The 20,147-nt window shown below is 70.9% G+C and carries 18 protein-coding genes; 8 read left to right on the plus strand and 10 right to left on the minus strand.

Annotation, left to right across the window (positions count from 1 at the left end; genetic code table 11):
- Positions 1 to 9 precede the first annotated feature (9 nt).
- From AABA78_RS24915 to AABA78_RS24925, 3 genes are read right to left on the minus strand one after another with little or no spacing between them, the layout of a single operon-like run.
- Positions 10 to 717, minus strand: coding sequence for a response regulator transcription factor (locus AABA78_RS24915; RefSeq protein ID WP_338266440.1), 708 nt, complete (start codon positions 715 to 717; stop codon positions 10 to 12).
- Positions 714 to 2,558 carry a sensor histidine kinase gene (locus AABA78_RS24920; RefSeq protein ID WP_338266441.1) on the minus strand — a complete coding sequence of 615 codons (1,845 nt, stop codon included), beginning with the start codon at positions 2,556 to 2,558 and terminating at the stop codon, positions 714 to 716. The genes AABA78_RS24915 and AABA78_RS24920 overlap by 4 nt, the downstream gene beginning before the upstream one ends.
- 11 nt (positions 2,559 to 2,569) lie before the next feature.
- Positions 2,570 to 4,801 carry a YfbK domain-containing protein gene (locus AABA78_RS24925; protein ID WP_502260923.1) on the minus strand — a complete coding sequence of 744 codons (2,232 nt, stop codon included), beginning with the start codon at positions 4,799 to 4,801 and terminating at the stop codon, positions 2,570 to 2,572.
- 143 nt (positions 4,802 to 4,944) lie between these two features.
- Here AABA78_RS24925 and AABA78_RS24930 point away from each other — a divergent pair, with 143 nt between their 5' ends.
- From AABA78_RS24930 to AABA78_RS24940, 3 genes are read left to right on the plus strand one after another with little or no spacing between them, the layout of a single operon-like run.
- Complete coding sequence (locus AABA78_RS24930; RefSeq protein WP_171413126.1) at positions 4,945 to 6,561, plus strand: NADP-dependent glyceraldehyde-3-phosphate dehydrogenase; 1,617 nt, start codon at positions 4,945 to 4,947, stop codon at positions 6,559 to 6,561.
- A gap of 39 nt (positions 6,562 to 6,600) precedes the next feature.
- Positions 6,601 to 7,101, plus strand: coding sequence for a 6-pyruvoyl trahydropterin synthase family protein (locus tag AABA78_RS24935; protein ID WP_338266444.1), 501 nt, complete (start codon positions 6,601 to 6,603; stop codon positions 7,099 to 7,101).
- Positions 7,094 to 7,801 (plus strand): SDR family NAD(P)-dependent oxidoreductase, encoded by a 708-nt coding sequence (locus AABA78_RS24940; protein WP_338266445.1) that lies wholly within the window; start codon positions 7,094 to 7,096, stop codon positions 7,799 to 7,801. Before AABA78_RS24935 ends, AABA78_RS24940 begins: the two co-directional genes overlap by 8 nt.
- Before the next feature lie 7 nt (positions 7,802 to 7,808).
- On the opposite strand, the gene queD is transcribed toward AABA78_RS24940, so the two are convergent.
- The 6 genes from queD to AABA78_RS24970 form a co-directional block, all read right to left on the minus strand.
- On the minus strand, positions 7,809 to 8,192 hold the full coding sequence (gene queD / locus AABA78_RS24945; protein ID WP_338266447.1) for a 6-carboxytetrahydropterin synthase QueD: 384 nt from the start codon (positions 8,190 to 8,192) through the stop codon (positions 7,809 to 7,811).
- A 76-nt stretch (positions 8,193 to 8,268) separates the two neighbouring features.
- Positions 8,269 to 8,673 carry an SRPBCC family protein gene (locus AABA78_RS24950; RefSeq protein ID WP_338266449.1) on the minus strand — a complete coding sequence of 135 codons (405 nt, stop codon included), beginning with the start codon at positions 8,671 to 8,673 and terminating at the stop codon, positions 8,269 to 8,271.
- Entirely contained in the window at positions 8,670 to 8,987 is a 318-nt protein-coding gene (locus AABA78_RS24955; protein WP_120524485.1) for an ArsR/SmtB family transcription factor, read from the minus strand. Before AABA78_RS24955 ends, AABA78_RS24950 begins: the two co-directional genes overlap by 4 nt.
- A 75-nt stretch (positions 8,988 to 9,062) precedes the next feature.
- Positions 9,063 to 9,605 (minus strand): hypothetical protein, encoded by a 543-nt coding sequence (locus AABA78_RS24960; RefSeq protein WP_338266451.1) that lies wholly within the window; start codon positions 9,603 to 9,605, stop codon positions 9,063 to 9,065.
- A gap of 167 nt (positions 9,606 to 9,772) precedes the next feature.
- Positions 9,773 to 10,774 carry an extracellular catalytic domain type 1 short-chain-length polyhydroxyalkanoate depolymerase gene (locus AABA78_RS24965; RefSeq protein WP_338266452.1) on the minus strand — a complete coding sequence of 334 codons (1,002 nt, stop codon included), beginning with the start codon at positions 10,772 to 10,774 and terminating at the stop codon, positions 9,773 to 9,775.
- Positions 10,775 to 10,790: 16 nt separating this feature from the next.
- Positions 10,791 to 11,606 carry an alpha/beta fold hydrolase gene (locus AABA78_RS24970; RefSeq protein WP_338266453.1) on the minus strand — a complete coding sequence of 272 codons (816 nt, stop codon included), beginning with the start codon at positions 11,604 to 11,606 and terminating at the stop codon, positions 10,791 to 10,793.
- 96 nt (positions 11,607 to 11,702) lie between these two features.
- Between AABA78_RS24970 and AABA78_RS24975 the strand changes: the two genes are divergently transcribed.
- The gene (locus AABA78_RS24975) at positions 11,703 to 12,347 is read left to right on the plus strand and encodes a TetR/AcrR family transcriptional regulator (RefSeq protein ID WP_338266455.1); all 645 of its coding nucleotides are present in this window, start codon (positions 11,703 to 11,705) and stop codon (positions 12,345 to 12,347) included.
- Here the strand turns inward: AABA78_RS24975 and AABA78_RS24980 are convergent.
- Complete coding sequence (locus AABA78_RS24980) at positions 12,331 to 13,272, minus strand: AraC family transcriptional regulator (RefSeq protein ID WP_338266456.1); 942 nt, start codon at positions 13,270 to 13,272, stop codon at positions 12,331 to 12,333. The two genes, AABA78_RS24975 and AABA78_RS24980, sit on opposite strands and share 17 nt — an antisense overlap.
- 101 nt (positions 13,273 to 13,373) lie before the next feature.
- On the opposite strand from AABA78_RS24980, the gene AABA78_RS24985 reads away from it, so the two are divergent.
- From AABA78_RS24985 to AABA78_RS25000, 4 genes are all read left to right on the plus strand, one after another.
- Entirely contained in the window at positions 13,374 to 14,717 is a 1,344-nt protein-coding gene (locus AABA78_RS24985; protein ID WP_338266458.1) for an alpha/beta fold hydrolase, read from the plus strand.
- 94 nt (positions 14,718 to 14,811) lie between these two features.
- A complete protein-coding gene (locus tag AABA78_RS24990; RefSeq protein ID WP_338266460.1) occupies positions 14,812 to 15,597 on the plus strand; it encodes a hypothetical protein in 786 nt (261 codons plus the stop codon).
- On the plus strand, positions 15,594 to 17,873 hold the full coding sequence (locus tag AABA78_RS24995; protein ID WP_338266461.1) for a hypothetical protein: 2,280 nt from the start codon (positions 15,594 to 15,596) through the stop codon (positions 17,871 to 17,873). Before AABA78_RS24990 ends, AABA78_RS24995 begins: the two co-directional genes overlap by 4 nt.
- 32 nt (positions 17,874 to 17,905) lie before the next feature.
- The gene (locus tag AABA78_RS25000) at positions 17,906 to 20,131 is read left to right on the plus strand and encodes a YfhO family protein (protein ID WP_338266463.1); all 2,226 of its coding nucleotides are present in this window, start codon (positions 17,906 to 17,908) and stop codon (positions 20,129 to 20,131) included.
- The last annotated feature ends 16 nt before the right edge of the window (positions 20,132 to 20,147 follow it).

The following is a 20,147-nucleotide window of genomic DNA, read 5'->3' on the forward strand; positions in this document are numbered from 1 at the left end:
CCTTTCGAATCAGGAACCGCGCTCGACTTCCATACGGTAGCCCACGCCGCGCACGGTCTGGATGGAGAAGCGTGAGGCGCTGGTCCACTTGAGCTTGCGCTTCAGACTGGAGACGAAGTTGTCCACGGTGTGTGGATCCACCACCACATCCGTACCCCAGACGGCGTCCAGGATTTCGTCGCGCTTGAGCGCCCGCTCGCGCTCCTTCAGGAAGAAGGCCAGCAGGTCGAACTCCTTGCGCGTCAGCTCCACCTCCGCGCCCTCGGGCGTCTCCACGCGCCGCCGGTCCAGGTCCACGCTGTAGCCCGCGAAGCGCAGCAACTTCGTTGGCGCGACACCGCCACTGCGCTTCAGGTGCGCCCCCACTCGCGCGAGCAGTTCGCGCAGCCGGTAGGGTTTGCCCAGGTAGTCCTGCGCGCCGGACTCGAAGCCTCGCACCACGTCCTCCTCCAGCGTGCGCGCGGTGAGCATCAGCACCGGCACGCTCATGCCCTCCTCGCGCAGCGTGCGGCAGAGCGCGTAGCCGTCTCCGTCCGGCAGCATCACGTCCAGGAGGATGAGCTGGAAGTCGCGGCGGGACAGGTGCTCGCGCGCCTCCTTCACCGTGGCGGCCTCCTCCACGGCGTAGCCGCCCTGGTGCTCCAGGTTGTCTCGCAGCGCGAGCCGCAGGTTCGGGTCGTCCTCCACGACGAGGACGGTGGGGGCGGCGGTGGTCATGCGGTGCTCCGGGCTTCGGGCCGGTACTCGGGAAGGGTCAGTTCGAAGGTGGTGCCTTCGGGGCTGGAGGCCGCTACTCGCAGCGTGCCTCCGTGCAGCCTGGCGATTCGCTGGCACAGCGCGAGCCCCAGCCCGCTGCCGGGCACCTCGCGGCCGTCGCGGCCGGACAGCCGGTAGAACTCGCCGAAGATGCGCTCCCACTCGGCCTTCGGAATGCCGGTGCCGTTGTCCGTGAAGTGGACGCGCCCTCCGGGCAGCGTCTGGACGTGCAGCTTCACGGGGCTGCGGGTGTTGTATGCGCACGCGTTGCGCGCCAGGTTCGCCAAGAGCAGCCGCAGCAACTGCGCGTCCGCGTTCAGTTCGCGCGCGTCCACGTCCGCGGTCAGCTCCACCGGCACCGGCGCGCCGGACTCCAGGTCCCGGCGCAGGTTGGAGACCAGCTCGTCCAGCCGCACCGGCGCGAGCTTCGGCACCCAGCGCCCCTTGTCGATGCGATTGAACGACAGCAGGTTCTCCACCAGGAAGCCCAGCCCGTCCGCCTCGCGGATGATGCGCGCGGGGTAGTCCTTCGCGTCCGCGCCCTCCGCCACCCGCCACTCCAGCGTCTCCGCGAGCAGCCGGATGGACGCCAGCGGCGTGCGCAGCTCGTGCGACACCGTGGCCACGAAGTCGCTCTTGAGCTCCAGGAAGCGGTACTTGCGCTGCTGGGCCACGAAGGCCAGCGCTGCGATGATCAGCGCCAGCGCCGCGCACAGGGCCAGCATCCACGTCTTGAGCCGGTAGCGGCTCTCCAGCGCTTCCTCGCCCCGCGCCCACGCGGACGACTCCACCGCCACGGGCAGCGACGCGAGCGTCAGCACCGGCGCGTCCCCCGGCAGGGCCACGCGCCCATCCGCCTCCAGCAGGCCGCGCTCGCGCATCTCGCGGGTCAGCCCCGTCAGGAGTCCGGGCAGGTCCAATGCCAGTCCGCGCACGTCGCCTCCCTGGAGCGGCTCCAGGTACCAGCCGGACCGCGCCAGCACCGGCTCCAGCACCTCCTCGGGGAGCGGCAGCGGCGCCGCGGCCAGCTCGCGCGCCCGGGCCTCGAAGTCCGCCACCGGCACGCCCACGCGCGCGGAGAGCGCCGACACCTTCTCCCGCAGGAAGTCGAAGTCCTCCGGCGTGAAGCGCGAGCGCTTGAGCAACAGCAGCCGCTGCAAGCCCTCCAGCCGTCCACCGCCCTGGCCATCCACGAGCCCCTCACGCACCAGCGCCTGCATCAGGTCCGGCACCACGTCGCCCCGCGCCGCCACGTCCTCCAGCACCACCAGCAGCGACGGCAGGTCCCGCGTGGACGCGAGCACGAAGCGGGTGCGGTGCTGGAGCAGCGCCATCAATGACAGCAGCGTGGCCCGCCGGTCCTTCGCCTTCAGCGCCTGCTCCACCAGCGACATCCGCTCCAGCCGCTCCTTCCACGGCCCCTCGTCCTCGTCCGCGACCTCCGTGCCCGCGCGCAGCCTGGCGTAGCGCTCCTTCGCGGGGGCGTCCCCGGCCGTGTCGAACTGCGCCAGCCGGGGCAATACCTGCTCCCCCTGTTCCCGCAGGTACAGCCCCGGCGTGGCCACCAACGGATCCTCCTTCGCCGCCGCCAGCGTGCCGCGCGCGCCGTCCAAGCCCTCGCGCAAGGCCTGTCCCAACGACGCGCGGGCGTACTGCTCCAGGGCTTCGCGCCGGGAGCGGAGCGAGGCCCTCGCATCCTCGCGTTCCGCGGCGAAGATGCGGTGGAGATAGCCCAGGCCGACCCCGAGCCCGGCGAGGCCGAGCACGAGGGCGAAGAGGGTGGGCAGCAGCCTGCGCGGCATCCGGACGGTCCCTACTTGAGGGTGGGGACGCGGTCGGCGTCCATGGTGCGCACCGGCGAGATGGACTCGAAGCGGTCCTCGCGGCGGTCCAGCTTCTTCGCCAGCTGGATGAGTTCACCCAGCTCCACCACGTCCTGACGGGTCTTGAGCGGCGTGCCCAGCTCCTGCCACAGCGACACGAGCGCGTCGTAGGTGAGCGGGCGCGCCCAGTAGGAGCCGCGCAGCTTCTCCGCGAAGGCGGCGGCGACGTAGGACAGACGGGTAGGGGACGCGGCCTTCTCGTAGGCCGGACGCAGGAGCGTCACGGGCATGGCCTTCTCGATGAGGCGCGAGCTGCCGCCCTCCGGGGCCTTGTAGCGGATGCGCAGCGTGCCGAAGTTCGTCTGCGACGGGTCGCGCAGCTTCACCTCGTAGAGGGCGGTGACGGCGTGGCCCGCGCCCACTTCACCCGCGTCCACGCGGTCGTCGTTGAACTGCTGCTTCGTGAGCAGGCGGTTCTCGTAGCCGATGAGGCGGTAGCGGGACACCGTCTTGCGGTCGAACTCCACCTGGAGCTTCACGTCCTTGGCCACCACCTGGAGCGTGCCGGTGAGGTTCTGCACGAAGATGCGGCGGGCCTCCTCCAGCTTGTCCACGTAGGCGTAGTTGCCTTCACCCACCTGGGCCAGCCGCTCCATGAGTTCGTCGTTGTAGTTGCCCATGCCGAAGCCCACGGTGGACAGGGTGATGCCCGCCGCCGCGCGCTCCTTCACGCGCTCCCAGATGCCGTCCGCCTGCGTGATGCCGTTGTTCGCCACGCCGTCCGAGCAGAGGATGACGCGGTTGATGCCGCCCTTCACCATGTGGCTCGCGGCCAGCGCGTAGCCCAGCTCCATGCCCGCCTGCGCGTTGGTGGACCCCTCTGATTGGACGCTGTCGATGGCGGCCAGGATGTCGGCCTTCTCCGTGGCGTTGGTGGGGGCGAGCACCTGATGGGCGGTGTCGCCGTAGACGACGATGGACACCTGGTCCCGCTCATCCAGCGCGTCCACCAGCAGGCGCAGCGACCGCTTCACCAAACCCAGCCGGTTCTCCATGTTCATGGAGCCGGACACGTCGATGACGAAGACGAGGTGGCCCGGCTTGCGCTCGGCGCGGCTCACGTCGCGCGCCTTCACGCCGATGTGCACCACCTGGTAGCCCTTGCGCGCGGGGGAGGGGAAGCCCTCCACGTTCACGCTGAAGGGCGCGTCCGGGGCGTTGGCGTAGCCGTAGTCGAAGGTGTTGACGAACTCCTCCACGCGCACGGCCTGCTCGTCCGGCAGCGCGCCGCGCTCCAGGTAGGCGCGCGTCAGCGAGTACGACGCCGTGTCGGTGTCCACGGAGAAGGTGGAGAAGCGCTCCTCCTCCGTGTCCACGGTGGGGTTCACGCCGTAGCCCTTGAAGTACATGTCGAAGAAGCGCTGGTTCTTCGGGGCCACGGTGCGCTCCGGCGCGGGCTGCGGCGTGGGGAGCTCCGAGGCCTGGGGGGCGCGGTACGTCAATTGCGGCGTGCCGTCCGGGACGAGGATGTGCATGTACGGCAGGGCCCAGGACGGGGCGCGCTCGCGGTCGGTCTTGGGGAGGGTGCTTCCGTTGAGGCCGAAGACGGGATCATTCGTGCTCAGGCCGTCCACCACGTAGCCGTTTTCAGGCGCGGACGTGCCGTTGATGGACACGCCGTACGCGTCGGACCGGGCGCCTGGGGGGAGCTCCGCCAGGGACTCGAAGTTGCGCGTCGCGCCGCCCTTGCCCACCGGGCGCGCCACCGCGATGCGCCGGATGAACTCCTGGTCCACGTTGACGCCATGGTTCGACGAGCCCACGTCGATGGTGGGAGGGGCGCCAACGATGGTTGTCGACGTCCAGCTCTCAGGGAGCATCTCCACGTTCACGCGGATGGTGCGGTTGAGGAGCAGCTGGATTTCAGGGCGGGCGTAGGGCTTGAACGATTCCTTTTCGAACCGCAGGGTGTACGTGCCCGCGGGGAGCTGGGGGATGCGGTAGTTCCCCTGGGCGTCCGTGACGACCGTCTGTTCGCCCTGGAGGCTCGGCGAGGTCGCGGTGACAACCACGTCCGCCAGGGGCTTCTTGGTCTCGGTGTCAATCACCGTGCCGATGATGACGCTCTTGCCCACGGTTCCCGCGTCGGGCTGCGCCAGCACGGGCGCGGCGGACGTCATCAGGAGCAGGGGCAGGGCACTTCTCAGGAGGGACTTCAGCATGGACCACCTCTCGCGCATCAGGGTGGAGCCATCATCCAGATGCGCCCCGCATCGAACCGCATGGGGGGCTCGTCTCCTCATCATGGTTTCATCATGACGGGAAATCGTGCCGGGGGCGGGGTGTCTGATTAGAAAGGCCGTCCATGACCGCACTGGACACCCTCTTTCCCACCGAAGAGCAGATTCCTCCCGGAGTGCGCCTGCCCGCCTATCTGGAGCAGCGCGAGTACCTGGTGGGAGGTGAGCTGCGCACCTGGGCCGGTGAGCTCAACCCCGTGGCCAGCCCCGTGTTCGTCCGGACCCCCGAAGGCCTGAAGCAGAAGGTGATTGGCGCGACGCCGCTGCTCACCTCGCGCGAGTCCCTGGACGCGCTCGCGGCGGCGGTGAAGGCCTACGACTCCGGCCGGGGCGTCTGGCCCTCCCTAAAGGTCGCCGAGCGCATCGAGCACGTGGAGCGCTTCCTCACCGCCATGCGCGCCCAGCGCACCGCGGTGGTGAACCTGCTCATGTGGGAGATTGGCAAGACGCAGCCGGACTCGGAGAAGGAGTTCGACCGCACGGTGGACCTCATCGTGGAGACCATCCGCGCGCTGAAGGAGCTGGACCGCACGTCGTCCCGCTTCGTCCAGGACCAGGGCATCATGGCGCAGATCCGCCGCGCGCCCATGGGCGTGGCCCTGTGCATGGGGCCCTACAACTACCCCCTCAACGAGACCTTCAGCACGCTCTTCCCCGCGCTGCTCATGGGCAACACCGTGGTGTTCAAGCCCGCGAAGTTCGGCGTGCTGCTGGTGCGCCCCCTGCTGGAGGCGTTCCGGGACTGCTTCCCGCCCGGCGTCATCAACATCATCTACGGCCGCGGCCGGGAGACGGTGGGCGCGCTGATGGAGAGCGGGCAGGTGGACCTGTTCGCCTTCATCGGCACCAACAAGGGCGCCAGCGAATTGAAGCGCATGCACCCGCGCCCGCACCGCCTCAAGTCCGTGCTGGGCCTGGACGCGAAGAACCCGGCCATCATCCTGGAGGACGCGGACCTGGATAACGCGGTGAAGGAGTGCATCACCGGCACGCTGTCCTTCAACGGCCAGCGGTGCACGGCGCTCAAGCTGCTGGTGGTGCACCGGAACATCGTGGACGCGTTCCTCGCGAAGTTCACCGCCGCCGTGGACAAGCTCAAGCCCGGCATGCCCTGGGACCCGGGCGTCGCCGTCACGCCGCTGCCGGAGCCGGGCAAGGGGACGTACCTCCAGGGGCTGGTGGATGACGCCGTGTCGAAGGGCGCCCGCGTGGTGAACGCGACGGGCGGGCAGGCGTCGCGGTCGTTCTATTCACCCACCGTGGTGTACCCGGTGACCAGGGACATGCGGCTCGCCACCGAGGAGCAGTTCGGCCCGGTGGTGCCGGTGATGGTCTTCGACGACGACGCGGAGGCGGTGCGGCTGGTGGTGGAGTCGCACTTCGGCCAGCAGCTCAGCCTGTTCGGGAAGGACTCGGCGCGCATCGGGCGGTTCATCGACGCGTTCTCCAACCAGGTGGGCCGCATCAACCTCAACTGCCAGTGTCAGCGCGGGCCGGACACGTTCCCGTTCAACGGCCGCAAGGACTCCGCGGAAGGGACGCTGTCCGTGGCGGACGCGCTGCGGGTGTTCTCCATCCGCACGCTGGTGGCCACGAAGACGACACCGGACAACACAGCGCTGGTCCAATCCATCCTGACCCGCAGAGAGTCGGATTTCCTCACCACGGACTTCCTCTTCTAGTCCGGCCTTGGCCCCGGGTGCTAAGCCTGGGGCCATCCCATGGCGCCGCGCACCACGACCCTCGAGCTGCACAAAGAAGAGATGAAGTTCTCCGCGGGGCACTTCACCATCTTCTCCGCCACGCACCGCGAGAACCTGCATGGGCACAACTTCTCCGTCTACGTCGCGCTGACGGGGGAGGTGTCCGAGGACGGCCTGCTTTCGGACTACGGTCCGCTCAAGCAGGCCATCATCGCCCGCTGCAAGGCCTGGAATGAGACCTTCTTCCTGCCTGCCCACTCCAAGCACCTGCGGCTGGAGCGGGACGCGCAGGGCAACCACGTGGCGCACTTCAACGGCGAGGAGCTGCGCTTCCTGGCGCGCGACGTGACGGTGCTGCCGGTGGCCAACGTGTCGCTGGAGGAGCTGGCGCGCGTCTTCGGCGAGGAGCTGGTGGGGGACGGCAGCGCCATGGCGCGCGACCACATCACCGGGCTGGTGGTGAAGTGCGCTTCCGGCCCGGGACAGTGGGCCTCCTGGGAGTGGAAGCGCGATGCCTGATCAGGTCCTCATCACCGGCGCCAGCCGGGGCATCGGGCGGGCGGCGGCGGAGCGGTTCCGCAAGGAGGGCTGGCGCGTCATCAACGTCGCGCGCGGCCCGTGCCCCGTGCCGGACGTCGTCAACGTGCGAGTGGACCTGGCCGTGCCGGGCTGGGAGCCCGCCGTCGAAGCGGCGCTGCGCGATGGCGCCAGCGCGGGCCCGGGGCGCCTGTGCGTCGTGCACAACGCCGCCCTCTACGAGCATGACGACGCGCTGTCGATGGACGCGGACCACCTGCGCCGCGTGCTGGAGGTCAACGTCGTCGCGCCGCTGGTCCTCAACCGCCTGGCGCGGCCGCTGCTCACGGACGGCTCGTCGCTGCTCTACGTGTCCTCCACGCTGGGGGAGAAGGCCGTGAAGGGCGTGGCGTCCTACGTGACGACCAAGCACGCGCTCATCGGGATGATGCGGGCCACCTGCCAGGACCTGGCGGGGACGCGGGTCCACACCGCCGCCGTCTGCCCGGGCTTCACGGACACGGAGATGCTCCGCGAGCACCTGGGCACGGACCCCGCCGTGCGCGCGAGCGTGGCGGGGATGACGACGTTCGGACGGCTCATCACGCCGGAGGAGATCGCCGGCGTCCTCTACACCTGCGCCACCACCCCCGTCCTCAATGGCGCGGTCATCCACGCCAACCTGGGACAGGTGGAGCGCTGAAACCGCTTCAGCCCTCCGCGGCGTAGACGGTGCACGAGGACGTGCAGGTCTCCGCGACGCGGATGCGGGCGACGGTGGTGCCCGGCACGTTCACGCGCTCGAAGAGCCACGCGGCCAGCAGCTCGCTCGTGGGGTTCTCCAGGCCCGGGACGTCGTTGAGCAGCCGGTGGTCCAGCTGGGCGTGCAGCGGCTGCCAGGCGGCGTTCAGCTCCGCGAAGTCGACAATCCAACCGAACTGGGGGTGCACGGGGCCGCGGAGGGTGATCTCGATGCGGTAGCTGTGGCCGTGCACCCGCGAGCACTTGTGCCCCTCGGGAACGTTGGGCAGGCGGTGCGCGGCCTCGAAGGTGAACTCCTTCGAGATTTCGGTGACGAGGGTGGGCTTCTTCACGGGGACGGCCTCCAATGGGCGGCCTTGTATCCGCGTTCCCCCCTTGCGTCCACGGGTCGTCTCAGGGGACGGGCAGTCAGACGCCGAGTGCGGTTCCCAACCGTGCGAGCAGCCCCGGCCAGCCCGGCTTCATCCCCTCGAAGGCGCGGCGGCCCATGGGCGAGTCCAGGTTGAAGCCCTCGTGCGTGAGGGTGAGGCGCGTCCCGGTGCCCTCCGGCGTGAGGCGCCAGGTGAGGGTCGTGTCCAGCGTGCCCGTCGCGAAGCTGTATTTGAGCAGCCGCTCCGGCTCCACCACGAGCACCTCGCACGGCTGCTGACCCCAGGCGCCCATGTCGAGCGTGAAGCGGTGGCCCACGACGGGCCGCACGTCGCCCGCGGCCCACCACTTCGCGTGCAGCGCCGGGTCCGTCAGGGCCTTCCACACGGCGGCGGGCGGATGGGCATACACGTGGTCCAGCTGGATGATGGCGGGGGGATTCATTTGCGTGACTCCTCGTCGAGCACGTCCTCGAGCGCGGCAAGCCGCTGCTTCCAGTAGTGCGTGAAGGCCTTGAGCCAGTCGTCCACCTCCGACAGCGGACGCGGATCCAGGTGGTAGTAGCGCTCCCGGCCGCGCGGCTCCTCGCGGACGAGCTGCGCCTTGCGCAGGACCTGGAGGTGTTCGGAGACGGCGGGACGGCCCAGGTCGAAGCCGCTCGCCAGGTCGTTCACCGCGCGCGGCCCCTTGCGCAGCTGCATCAGGATTTCGCGGCGCACCGGATTGGCGAGCGCCGAAAAGACATCCGCTTCGGGCATGGCTGGGATTGATATGTCGGGAATGTCCGACGCGTCAAGAGGCGTCGGAAACATCCGACGCGTCAGCGGAAGCGGTCACCTCCGGGCGACGCGCGGCTGCGCGACGGGCGCGCGCTGCTCCTGACGGACGGGGAGCCGGAGGAGCTGGGCGTAGCGCGCGAGCCGGTCCTCGAAGCGCCGGGAGTCGCGGCTCCAGTGCACGACGACGTTGCGCTCGGGGTCCTTCCGGTGGGTCAGCGCGATGCCGTACTCGTCCTGCGCGCCAATCCAGTCCGGGTGGTGGCGCCGCTCGCAGTCGAGGCTGACGTAGTGGGCCAGGGGTTCGTTCCAGGTGAAGGCGCTCAGCGCTCCGGCGCCGCGCAGCGACACCTCCGAGGCCGTCACCACCACCTCCAGCCGGGTCGTCAGGCACCGCACGATGCGCGTCCCGGTCACGAACAGGCCCAGGACGCCCACCAGCGGCAGCATCCATTGCTCGCGCAGCAGGGCCAGGGACAGGCCCTGGTCCAGCGCGTACGCACCGGGCAGCACGACGAGCAGCACGAACCCGAGCAGCGGCCACACCACCTGTCCGACGAGCGGACGGGTTTCGAAGCGCAGGGGGAGGTCACCCCCCATGTCCATCTTCCGTGGAACCGGGGAGAGCACTTCGAAGAAGGACATGGTCCAGGCGTCTCGGGGCGAGCGGGCGGGGGATGCGTGCCTTTGCCTCGAAACTCAGCATGGCGGTGGACATGCTGTCCACGGCTTCCCGGGTAGTCCTGGAGTCGCCGGACGGGCCGCGCTCAGCGGGAGTGTTGCTTGAAGAAGTCCCACATGAGGGTGGTGCCGTCGGGACCCGCGGGGTCCGCGAACGGGAAGGCACCGTCACCGCCGGGCCACGCGTGCCCCATGCCCTGGATTTCGACGTGCTGGACCAGGAGCACGCCGTTGGAGACGTAATCCCTCACGGTGTACTTGCGGCCGCCGGGTGAAACAGCGGACGTCACCCGGGCCGGGGTGTTGGACACGCTGTTGTTGTTCGCGCCGTCGTCGCCGTAGTCATTGGTCTGGAGGAACTGGCGCGCGGTCTGCTGTCCATTGATGGGATTGACGACGTCGTCCGCCGTGCCGTGCACCACGAGCACCGGCACCTTCCGGCGCGGCTTGCCCGAGCACGCCCACGCGTCGTAACCCCGGTCATCCGGCGAGTAGATGCTGCCGAAGGTCATGGCGTAGAGGCTGCCGGACGCCGTGGTGGCCGCCTTGTACATGGCGCCCGCGCCCACCATGCCCGCGGTGAACACATCCGAGTAGCAGGCCATCAAGATGCTGGTCATCACCGCGCCCGCGGAGACGCCGCCCAGGTAGACGCGGCGTGAGTCCACGGCGTAGTGGTCCTTCACCCAGTCCACCATGCCGACGATGAGTGACGGCTCGCCAATGCCCCGCTCCTGGTTGGAGGAGAACATGAAGTTCCAGCACTGGGTGCCGTTCGCGAACATCGCCTGGTTGGGATAGAGCACCAGGAACCGCTCCACGTCCGCCTTCGCGTTCAGCCGCGTGAGGCCGGCGAACTGATCCGGGTTCTGAAGACAGCCATGCAGCCCGACGACGAGCGGCAGCGGCTCGCCGGGCTGGTAGCCGGTGGGGACCCAGAGCTGGAAGCTCCGGGTGCCCCAGACGTTCGTATAGACGCCGTGGACCCACTCGCCCGCATGGGCCGGCGTGGCCGCCAGCACCGCGAACAGCGCGCACAGCCCCACCGCCATGCGTGACATGGCCTGGACCTTCCGAGTCACCGACATGTGTCTGCCTCCTGCTTCAGCCAGGACGCGCCATGCGCCCGGGTGACTCGACCTCCCGGAGGAACCTCTCCACCACGTCGGCGACCTGTCCGGGTTGATCCACGGGCGCGGCATGCCCGGAATCCGTCAGCACATGGAGCCATGCGTCCGCGAGCTGGCCCGCATAGGCCTGCTTCGTGGACAGCGGCGTGTAGTCCCGTTCGGAGTGCAGCACGAGCACGGGACAGGTGATGTCCTTCAGCCGGTCCAGGACGCTCCATCCGGCCAGTCCCCGCGTCGCGCGCAGGTACACGTCCGGCGCGTTGGCGCCCAGGGATTCAATGGCCCGGCGGCGCAGGTCCTCCTGCTCCGGCTTGGGGAACAGCTTCGGGGCGATGCGCTTCGCCAGCTCCCGGGGGCCCAGGAAGCGCAGCACCAGCAGGCGCGCCGCGAACTCCAGCTTCCGGCGCAGCGTGCGCGCCACCATGTCCGGCCCGCTGTTGACCACGGTCAGGCTGCGCACCAGGTCCGGCCGGTCCACCGCCAGCTGGAAGCCCATCATCCCGCCCATGGACAGCCCGACGACGTGCACCTGGGACAGCCCCATCCCGTCGCACAGCGCGGCGATGTCGCGGGCGAAGAGGGCCACGCCGTATGCACCCGCGGGCTTGTCGCTCTGGCCATGGCCCCGTGCGTCCGGAATGAGCACGCGGTGGTGCGCCGACAGCCGGGGCGCCACCAGCTCCCAGTCGCTGCCCGACGAACCCAGCCCGTGGAGGAGCAGCACGGGCGCCCCCTCGCCGGACTCCTGGAAGTGCAGGGTGACGCCGTCGGGAAGGGAGAACGTGGGCATCGTCGGATGAACGACCGTTCAGCATGGGGTTGGACTACGCTTCCAGGGCAGGTGGAACCGTAGCTGAACGACCGTTCGTTTTTCAAGGTGGCCCCCATGGCGTCCTCGTCTCCCTCCCGGCTTCGCGCGCGCAAGGCGGTGCTTCCGGCCTCGGCGTCGGCCGATGGCACGCGTCGCCGCATCCTTGAGACCGCGCTCCAGCTCTTCGCGAGCCGGGGCTTCCACGACGCGTCCATCCGGGACCTGGCGAAGGAGCTGGAGCTTCGGCCCAGCGCGCTCTACGCGCACTTCCCCTCCAAGGAGCACGTACTCGCGGAGCTGGTGCGCCTGGGGCATGAGGCGCACCACGAGGGCTTGCGCACGGCGCTGCTCGGCGCGGGGGCGAAGCCAGTGGAGCAGCTCCGGGCCCTGGTCCGGGCGCACACGCAGCTGCACGCGAACCATCCGCAGCTGGCCGTGGTGGTGAACGACGAAATCCATGCCCTGCCGCCGGAGCTGGCGGCGCCTTCGCTGGCGCTGCGGGAGCAGTCGTCGGCCCTGCTGCTCGCGGTCATCGAGCGGGGGCGCGCGCAGGGCGTGTTCTCCGTGCCGAACGCGGGCGTCGTCGCCGCGGCCATCTCCGCCATGGGGCTGCGGCTGCCCTACTGGTTCGAGCCCACGCCCGCGCTCGACGTGGAGGCGCTGGCGGACCTGCACGCGGAGCTGGCGCTGCGCATGCTGGGGGTCAAGGCCGGGAAGTGATGGGCTCCGGGTGGAGCTTGCGGCGCCAGGCGGCGGGCGTGTGGCCCACGTGCCGCTTGAAGGCCTTGCCGAAGGCGCTGTCCGTCTCGTAGCCCACGGCCTCCGCGATGGCGCTCATGGACGCATCGCTCTCCGCCATCAGCCGCGTGGCGGTGTGCATCCGCCACTGCGTCAGGTACGTCAGGGGGCTTTCGCCAAGGACCTGCTGGAAGCGCGCCGCGAACGTCGAGCGCGACATGCTGGCCAGCTTCGCCATGGCCTCCACCGTCCACGGGTGCTGGGGCCGCTCATGCAGTTGTTGCAGGACGCGGCCCAGCTGCGGGTCCTCCAGCGCCCTCAGCCAGCCGCCCTTGCCTTCGGGGAACGCCTCCACGTGCATGCGCAGCGCGTGGATGAACAGGACGTCCGCCAGCCGCGTGGCGACGAGCTCGTGCCCGGGCCGCCCGGCTTCCATCTCCGCGGCGACGAGCTGGATGACGGACTCCACCTGACGCGTGGAGCCGCTCCCGTCGCCCCGGACGTGCAGCACCCGGGGCAGGCCCGCGAGGAGCCGGTCGAGCCACGCCCCCGCGAACCCGAAGCTGAAGGAGATGAGCGTCGTCTGGAGCCCGTCTCCGCCGTGGCGCAGGACGCCGCCACACCGGGCACCCGTCTCCTCGTAGAGCTCCGGCAGGGGGCGCGTGCGCGTGCGGGGTGCGTCGCGCAATGCGTGGGGCGCGCTGCCCAGGATGAAGACCCAGTCGCCCGCCGCGAGCGCGAGGCGCTGGCCCTCCACCTCCAGCCAGCAGCTACCGCGAGACACCGCGTGGAAGAAGCCCGGGAGCCCCAGGTCGAGCTTGATGCCCCACGGCGCGCTCAGCTCCAGCCGGCCGTACACCTCCGTCTTCAACCGCAGGCTGCGAAGCGAATCCGCCAGGACGTCCATCTTGAGCGCTCCCTTCGGACGATTGGACGAGAAACACGGAGCTTCGCACATGGAACGTCCAGCGTCGCGGGACTACCCATGCGTGGAGAAAGGACACCTCCATGAACACTCCATCGACAGCGACGCGCTCCCGGCCCTTCCATCTGCTTCGGGCCGGGTGGGCCGCCTCCGTTCCCCTCGTGTGCCTCGCGACCCTCGCCGTGCTCCTGGCTCCGCACGTCCGTGGCATCGGCTTCTTCCCGGCGCTTCGCTTCGCGGTCGTCGCGCCCGCGTGTCTGCTCGTCTGCGTCGCCGCGGCCTTCCTGTATCCCGTGCTCGTGGGGCGGACGTCGCGTCCCCGGCTCATGCTGGCGGCGGTGCTCGTCGGGTTCGCGGTGCTGGTCCTTGTCGGCATGGCGGTGCAGGGACCCGAAGGGCTGGTGCTCGCGGCGGCGCCCGCGCTGCTCGGTGGCGCTGTCGCGGCGTCCTGGCTGGTCGCGCGCTTCGTGGACCGTCCCCGGTGGTCGCGCGTGGGCAGCGCCGCGCTCCTGTTGCTGGGCGTGCTGGAGGTCGTGGGCGTCGTCCGGGCGGTGTCGAGCGAGCGCGCATCTCCGGTGCGCGAGCTGGCGGACGCGGGCTCCCGGTTCATCACGCTGCCGAGCGGCGCGCGCATCCACTACGTGGAGCAAGGGCAGGGGGAGACGCTGCTCTTCCTTCACGGCAATCCCGCCTGGTCCTACCAGTGGCGCGAGCTGATCCGCGGGCTGCGCGGCTCGTACCGCTGCATCGCGCTCGACTACCCCGGCTTCGGCCTGTCGGAGGCTCCGGCGGGCTTTGGCTTCACGCCCCGGGAGCAGAGCCTGGTCGTGGAGGAGTTCGCCGAGCAGCTCCAGCTGCGTGACGTGACGCTGGTCATGCAGGACTGGGGCGGCCCGATTGGCCTGGGCTTCGCGGGGCGCCGGCCGGAGCTCGTGAAGCGCGTGGTGCTGGGCAGCACCTGGGCCTGGCCCACGAGCACGGGTGAGCCGCGCGGCATCTTCTCCGTCATCGCTGGTGGCCCCGTGGGCGAGTTCCTCCAGCTGAACTTCAACGGCTTCGCGTCCTTCGGCCTCCAGAACGGCGTGGTGCACGCAATGCCCACGGACGTCCTGGAGACCTATCTCCAGCCCTTCGTCCCACTGGAGCGCCGGGGCATCGCGGCCTTCTATCCTGGGCAGATCACCGCCGCGACGGCGTACTTCCAGGAGGTCGAGGCGGGCCTGCCGCGCCTGGCCGACAAGGAGGCCCTCCTCTTCTGGGCGCACCTGGACCAGGGCTTCCCAAAGAGTGACACCGAGCGCTTCGAGAAGGTCTTCCCCAGACACCGGACGGTCGGGCTTCCCAACGCCAACCACTTCTTCTTCGAGGACACGGCGGGGCAGGTGATCGCGGAGGTGCGCGCGTTCATCCCAGCGGCCCATCCCTGAGGGAACCCGGGGGGGCATGGGCGGCTGGCGCGGGGGTTGCTAAATGTCGCCACGTCGGCCGGGCAGGGTGCCCGGCCGTGGCTCCCTGGCCGCGATGCTCCCCGAACGCTCCCTCCCGCATGCGGCACCCGGCCCACGGCGCGGCCTGCTGGCCACCCTCGTCCTCGCGCTGCTGTGCCTGCCGCTGTCCGCGTCCACGCCGGTGATACCCGGTCCGCCGCCCCGCCTGGTCCTCTGGGCCTGGGAGCGGCCGGAGGACCTGCGCTTCCTGGAGGGCCGCGCGGTGGACGTCGCCTTCCTGCTCGCGACGCTCGACCTCACGGATGACGACGTCCATGAGCTGCCCCGCCGGCAGCCGCTGCGCGTTCCTCCGGGCGTCGCGTTGAAGGCCACGGTGCGGTTGCAGATGGTCCCGGGGAACTCGCTCGCGCGCTTCAACCCCGAGCGCCTGGAGGACCTGGCCCAGCGCCTGGACGTGCTCGCGCGCCGCCATGACGTGACGGCGTTGCAGCTCGACTTCGATGCCCGCGCGTCGGAGTCCGACACCTACGTCGACCTGCTCCAGCGGCTGCGCACGCGCCTGCCTCCGGGCATGTCGCTGTCCATCACGGGGCTCGCGTCGTGGTGCGTGCCCGGGGGCTGGATTGCCCGGGCGCCCGTGGATGAAGTGGTGCCGCAGCTCTTCCGCATGGGGCCGGATGCCCCGGTCTGGCGTGCGCGGTTCTCGCGCGGCCTGCCGCCCCCGTGCTCCGGCAGCATGGGCCTGGCGGTGGACGAGTGGGGGCCCGTTCCTCCCGGCGTCTCGACCCTCTATCTCTTCAACCCCCGGCCGTGGACGCTCGAGGCGTTCGCTCGCGCCGTGGCGGAGACCCAGTCATGAAGAACGCAAGAACAGTCCTGGGGCTCGTGGGCCTCGCGGTCCTGCTGCCTCCCATCATCGCCGACGCCTGCGGGCCCGACTTCGGCCCAGGGCCCCGCTTCCAGGTCAGCGACAATCCCGACCGGCCCTTCGACAGCTTCGCCGCCGGGCGCCTGGGGGTGATTCGCCGCACCTATGATCAGGGCTACCTTGCCTATGCCTGGCGCACGATGATGGGCATCCCCACCACGGCGGACGAGCAGAAGCACCTGGTGACCGGCTGGCGGTTGGCGGAGCCCCACTACTACGCGGGCTGGTCCGACGCGGAGTGGGCCAGCCAGCAATGGAGCGCCGCCCGGAAGGAGGTGGTGCCCGCCCTGGAAACACGCGAGCTGAAGTTCATGGGGGACAATGGCTACGCCCAGTACTCCCGGATCCACAGCGATGCCTTCCTGCACGCCGCGAGCACTGCGCGCGCGCTCGCGCGGGAGTGGAAGCAGCGCCCGGCGCTGCTGACCGAGTGGGTGGAGAACCAGGACCAGGTCTTCGGCGAAGGCTGTACCCCGTCCGATCCGGAGCCGGGCTTCGTGGAGGCGCTGACGCCCCGCGAGAAGGCCCGCCGTCAGGCCGAGCGCGACTACCAGGCCGCGGCCATGCTCCTGTACTGCGGGAACTTCGACGCGGCGGCGCAGGCCTTCCAGGCCATCTCCGGCTCCGCGGAGTCCCCCTATCGCGTCCTCGCGGTGTACCTCGTGGCGCGCACCCGCCTGCGCCAGGCGCTGTTCGGGCTTCCCGATGGAGAGGGGTATCCGCCGAGCGTGGATGAGGCCACCACGCTGGCGCGCTTCACGCGGGCGGAGGAGGCCATCCAGAAGGTGCTCGCGGATCCGAAGCTGCGGGAGGTCCACGGGCCCGCGCGGCGCCTGCTGTCCGTCGTGCGCTGGCGGTTCTCGCCGGGGACCTGGCGCTGTGAGCTGTTCTCGCGGGTGCTGGAGAAGGGGACGGGCTCCGCGCTGCAGTCGGAGCTGGCCGGCATCTCGACCGGGCCCGCCGTGGACGGCGCCGAGGTCACCTGCCCGGGGCTGAAGCCCCGGGCGGCGGAGCTCTTCGAGTGGCTCCAGCTCATGTCCATCCCCCCCAACGGCGACGACGGCGCGCCGATGGGGCCGGGGCCGGCGAAGGCCTTCGAGACCGCCGTGGCCCGCTGGAAGAAGACCGCGCACACGCCCTGGCTCGTGCTCGCGCTGCTGGCGGCTCGCGCGGACGCGCCGGAGGTGCCCGCGCTGCTCGCGGACGCGGCGAAGGTGCCGGTGGACGCCCCCGCGGGCATGACGCTCGCGTGGCGCTCCGTGCAGTTGCTGCGGGAGCGGGGCCAGCTGGCGGAGGCCCGGGCGCGGCTGGACGCCATCCCCCTGACCCTGGTGCGCGACCAGGCCTCCACGGACAACCTCCTGCGGGAGGAGCGGCTGCACCTGGCGAACAGCTGGGATGAGGCGCTGCGCAACGCGGCCCAGCTCGTGGTCGACGAGGAGTCGACCCCGCACCAGGACTGGAATGCCCAGGCGCCCGAGACCGCCCCCATGGGGCTCAGCTCCGAGCGGGCGCGCTACCTGGAGTCCCATGTCCCCACGCGCCGGCTGCGCGAGTGGGTCGCGCTGCCCGGCCTGAGCCCCGCGCTGCGCCGGCAGCTGTCGTGGGCCGTGTTCGCCCGCGCCGCCGTGGTGGGGGATGACGCGAACCTCAAGGCCCAGGCGCTCGCGCTCGCGGAAGCCGAGCCCAAGGCGCGCGCGGAGCTGCTGGCCATCGTGGGGCGGCCCACGCTGGAGGAGCGCCTCTTCGACGCGCGGCTGCTGCTCATGGGGTTGCCGGCTGTCTCCGCGAGGCTTCAGCCCGGCAGGGACCGTCTGGCGGATGTCGCCCCGGCGCTCGACCTGACCGAGGACCTGAGCTGGTTCCGGAACGGGTGGTGCATGCCGGGACCGGAGTACCTCGCGGACCCGCCGGGGACTCCGGGGCCGCTGCCGGTCGCGAGCCCGGAGGAGCAGGCGGACGCCACCGCGGAGTGGAAGGCCCTCAACGTGGCGGGCTCCTCCGTCGCCTTCTTCTCCAACGTCGCGCTGGACTGGGCGAAGGCGCACCCGGAGGACCCGCGCTCGCCCATCGCGCTGTTCCGCGCGGTCCGCTCCAGCAAACGGGGCTGCGGCCAGAACACCCCGGAGGCGAAGAAGGCCTTCTCCTGGCTCCACAAGCGCTACGGCAAGACGGAGTGGGCGCGCAAGACGCCGTACGTCTACTGACGCGGCGGCGTTCGCCCTACGATGCCGCCGGCATGACGACGCCGCGAGCGCGAGGACGGGCAGGGCTTCCCACCGTCGTGGGGCTGCTGGCGCTGCTCGCCTTCGTCTACTGGCCGGTGCTGGGCGGGCACCTGCTCGCGGGCCGGGACCTGTTCCGCATCTTCATCCCGGACTCGGCCTTCCTGCTGGAGTCGCTGCGCGCCGGTGAAGTGCCGCTGTGGAACCCCTACCCGCGCCTGGGTCAGCCGTTCGCGGCGACCCTCTATTCGCAGGTGTATTACCCGCCGCGCTGGGCCGCCGTGCTGCTCACGGGCCCCATTGTGTCCATGACGGTGATGCAGCTGGCGCACGTCGCGCTCGCGGCGGTGGGCGTGTTCCTGCTGTGCCGGAAGCTGCGCGCCTCCTGGCCCGCGGCCGTCGTCGCGGGCGCCACGTTCGGGCTGTCGACGATGATGACCCGGCTGGGCACCCAGCAGAACCTGGTCGACGCCGCCGCCTGGAGCGGCCTCATCCTGGGCGCCGCGCTCGACGCCACCCACCGCCCGGGGCGCGGGCCCCTGGCGAGGCTGGCGGTGTACGGGGCGCTGTCCCTGTTCGCGGGTTCGCCGGAGACCACGCTGTGGCAGGGGCTGGTCGCGGTGCTGGTGGCGGGCTTCGCGCCCCGGCGGGTGACGGGGGCTCGCGTGCGCGCGGTGGCGCGTGTGACGGGGGGGCTCGCGCTGTCGGGGCTGCTCGCCGGGGTGGCGCTCCTGCCCACCGCCGAGTTCGCGCGGAGCTCCCTCCGCATGCAGGGCGACTGGCCCTGGCGGCTCGTCTGGTCCACGTCGTGGCCTCAGGTGCTGTCCGCGCTGTGGCCGCTCGCGGACTGGCCCCGGGGCAGCTACTGGGGGGAAGACCAGTGGTTCATCCTCAGCCTCTTCCTGGGGACGCTGCCCTGCGCGTTCGCGGTGCTGGGTGCCGTGCGGGGGCCCCGGCGTGCCCGGCCCTTCGCGGTGGGCGCGCTCGTGCTCGTGGCGCTGAGCCTGGGCCGTCACTTCGCGCCCGCGGCCTGGGTGCTGCTGCACGTGCCCCCGTTCTCCCTCTTCCGCTACCCGGTGAAGTACTTCGTGGGGGCCGCGCTCTGCGTGTCCGTGCTGTCCGCCTTCGGGGTGGACGCGCTGGGCCGGCTCGCGCGGCGCCTTCGCCCTTCGCGCACGCGCGCGGCCGTGGCATTCGTGGGCATGGTGGGCGCAATGGCCGCCATCGGGCCCGTGGCCCGCCTTCTGTCCATGCGGGCCTCCGCCGAAGCGGGAGCCCCCTGGGTGCCCCTGTGTCTGGGATTGGCCGCGCTCGTGGTGCTCTGGCCTCGCGGCGGCTTCGCACGGCCCCGCCGGGTGCGGCAGGGCGTCGCGATGCTCGCGGTGCTGGAGGTGGCGGCGTCACACGCGCTGCTGGGCCGGCCGCAGTACACGCCCCTGAAAACGCTGCTGCGGCCCTTCTCCCTGAGCGTCTTCCTGCCCCAGCCCCTCCCGGGCCGCATCAGCGTGGACATCCGGAGCCCCGAGGACCCGACGCGCGCGGGCAAGGGGGACACCATCGAGCGCAGCCTCGAACGGCTCATCCCCAACCGCTTCGTCGAGGAGCGCCTGCCCGCGCTGGAGGGCTTCGGCGCCCCCGAGCCCCTGTTCTCGGATGTCTTCCATGAAGCGGGCCAGCGCCCCCTCTACGACCTCGTGGGCATCACCCACTACCTGCGCCAGGGGCCACCTCCTTTCGACGACCTGGAGCTGCTCAACACGGCGGACGACGGCACCACCCTGTCGCGCTCGAGCACCGCGCTGCCGCGCGCCTTCCTGGTGCAGCGCGCCCGCGTGGTGACGGATGCCCAGGCGCTCGCGGCGGTGGAGGATGTCTCTCAGCCCTTCCGGCACACGGCCTTCCTCGCTTCGGGCGCGCCGCTGGAGCGGCCCGAGTGCACGGGCTCCGTGGCGTGGGTGCGCCAGGGCGCGCGGCACCTGGAGTTGAAGGTGGATGCCTGCGACGAGAGCTACCTCGTCGTGTCCGACAGCCACTACCCGGGTTGGACCGCGACCGTGGACGGGCAGGAGGTGCCCATCCACCGGGCGGACCTGGTGCTGCGCGCCGTGCGGGTTCCGCGAGGCCTCCACACGGTCCGCTTCGACTACCACCCGCTGAGCTTCCGCCTGGGCCTGGCCCTGTCTGTCCTTGGCTGGATGGGGCTCGCGGCCGTGGCGCTCTGGCGTCCGCGGGCACCCTGACGCCCCGGACGCGAGC

It is taken from the genome of Corallococcus caeni (assembly GCF_036245865.1).
GTDB classification, from domain to species: Bacteria; Myxococcota; Myxococcia; order Myxococcales; family Myxococcaceae; genus Corallococcus; species Corallococcus caeni.

Excerpts from the sequence above, each read along its gene's own strand:
- AABA78_RS24935 (WP_338266444.1), top strand. The coding sequence starts at position 6,601 with ATGGCGCCGCGCACCACGACCCTCGAGCTGCACAAAGAAGAGATGAAG.
- AABA78_RS24920 (WP_338266441.1), bottom strand. The coding sequence starts at position 2,558 with ATGCCGCGCAGGCTGCTGCCCACCCTCTTCGCCCTCGTGCTCGGCCTC.
- AABA78_RS24930 (WP_171413126.1), top strand. The coding sequence starts at position 4,945 with ATGACCGCACTGGACACCCTCTTTCCCACCGAAGAGCAGATTCCTCCC.
- AABA78_RS24925 (WP_502260923.1), bottom strand. The coding sequence starts at position 4,801 with ATGCTGAAGTCCCTCCTGAGAAGTGCCCTGCCCCTGCTCCTGATGACG.
- AABA78_RS24985 (WP_338266458.1), top strand. The coding sequence starts at position 13,374 with ATGAACACTCCATCGACAGCGACGCGCTCCCGGCCCTTCCATCTGCTT.
- AABA78_RS25000 (WP_338266463.1), top strand. The coding sequence starts at position 17,906 with ATGACGACGCCGCGAGCGCGAGGACGGGCAGGGCTTCCCACCGTCGTG.
- AABA78_RS24955 (WP_120524485.1), bottom strand. The coding sequence starts at position 8,987 with ATGCCCGAAGCGGATGTCTTTTCGGCGCTCGCCAATCCGGTGCGCCGC.
- AABA78_RS24940 (WP_338266445.1), top strand. The coding sequence starts at position 7,094 with ATGCCTGATCAGGTCCTCATCACCGGCGCCAGCCGGGGCATCGGGCGG.
- AABA78_RS24950 (WP_338266449.1), bottom strand. The coding sequence starts at position 8,673 with ATGAATCCCCCCGCCATCATCCAGCTGGACCACGTGTATGCCCATCCG.
- AABA78_RS24965 (WP_338266452.1), bottom strand. The coding sequence starts at position 10,774 with ATGTCGGTGACTCGGAAGGTCCAGGCCATGTCACGCATGGCGGTGGGG.
- AABA78_RS24995 (WP_338266461.1), top strand. The coding sequence starts at position 15,594 with ATGAAGAACGCAAGAACAGTCCTGGGGCTCGTGGGCCTCGCGGTCCTG.
- AABA78_RS24960 (WP_338266451.1), bottom strand. The coding sequence starts at position 9,605 with ATGGGGGGTGACCTCCCCCTGCGCTTCGAAACCCGTCCGCTCGTCGGA.
- AABA78_RS24975 (WP_338266455.1), top strand. The coding sequence starts at position 11,703 with ATGGCGTCCTCGTCTCCCTCCCGGCTTCGCGCGCGCAAGGCGGTGCTT.
- AABA78_RS24970 (WP_338266453.1), bottom strand. The coding sequence starts at position 11,606 with ATGCCCACGTTCTCCCTTCCCGACGGCGTCACCCTGCACTTCCAGGAG.
- AABA78_RS24980 (WP_338266456.1), bottom strand. The coding sequence starts at position 13,272 with ATGGACGTCCTGGCGGATTCGCTTCGCAGCCTGCGGTTGAAGACGGAG.
- AABA78_RS24990 (WP_338266460.1), top strand. The coding sequence starts at position 14,812 with ATGCTCCCCGAACGCTCCCTCCCGCATGCGGCACCCGGCCCACGGCGC.
- AABA78_RS24915 (WP_338266440.1), bottom strand. The coding sequence starts at position 717 with ATGACCACCGCCGCCCCCACCGTCCTCGTCGTGGAGGACGACCCGAAC.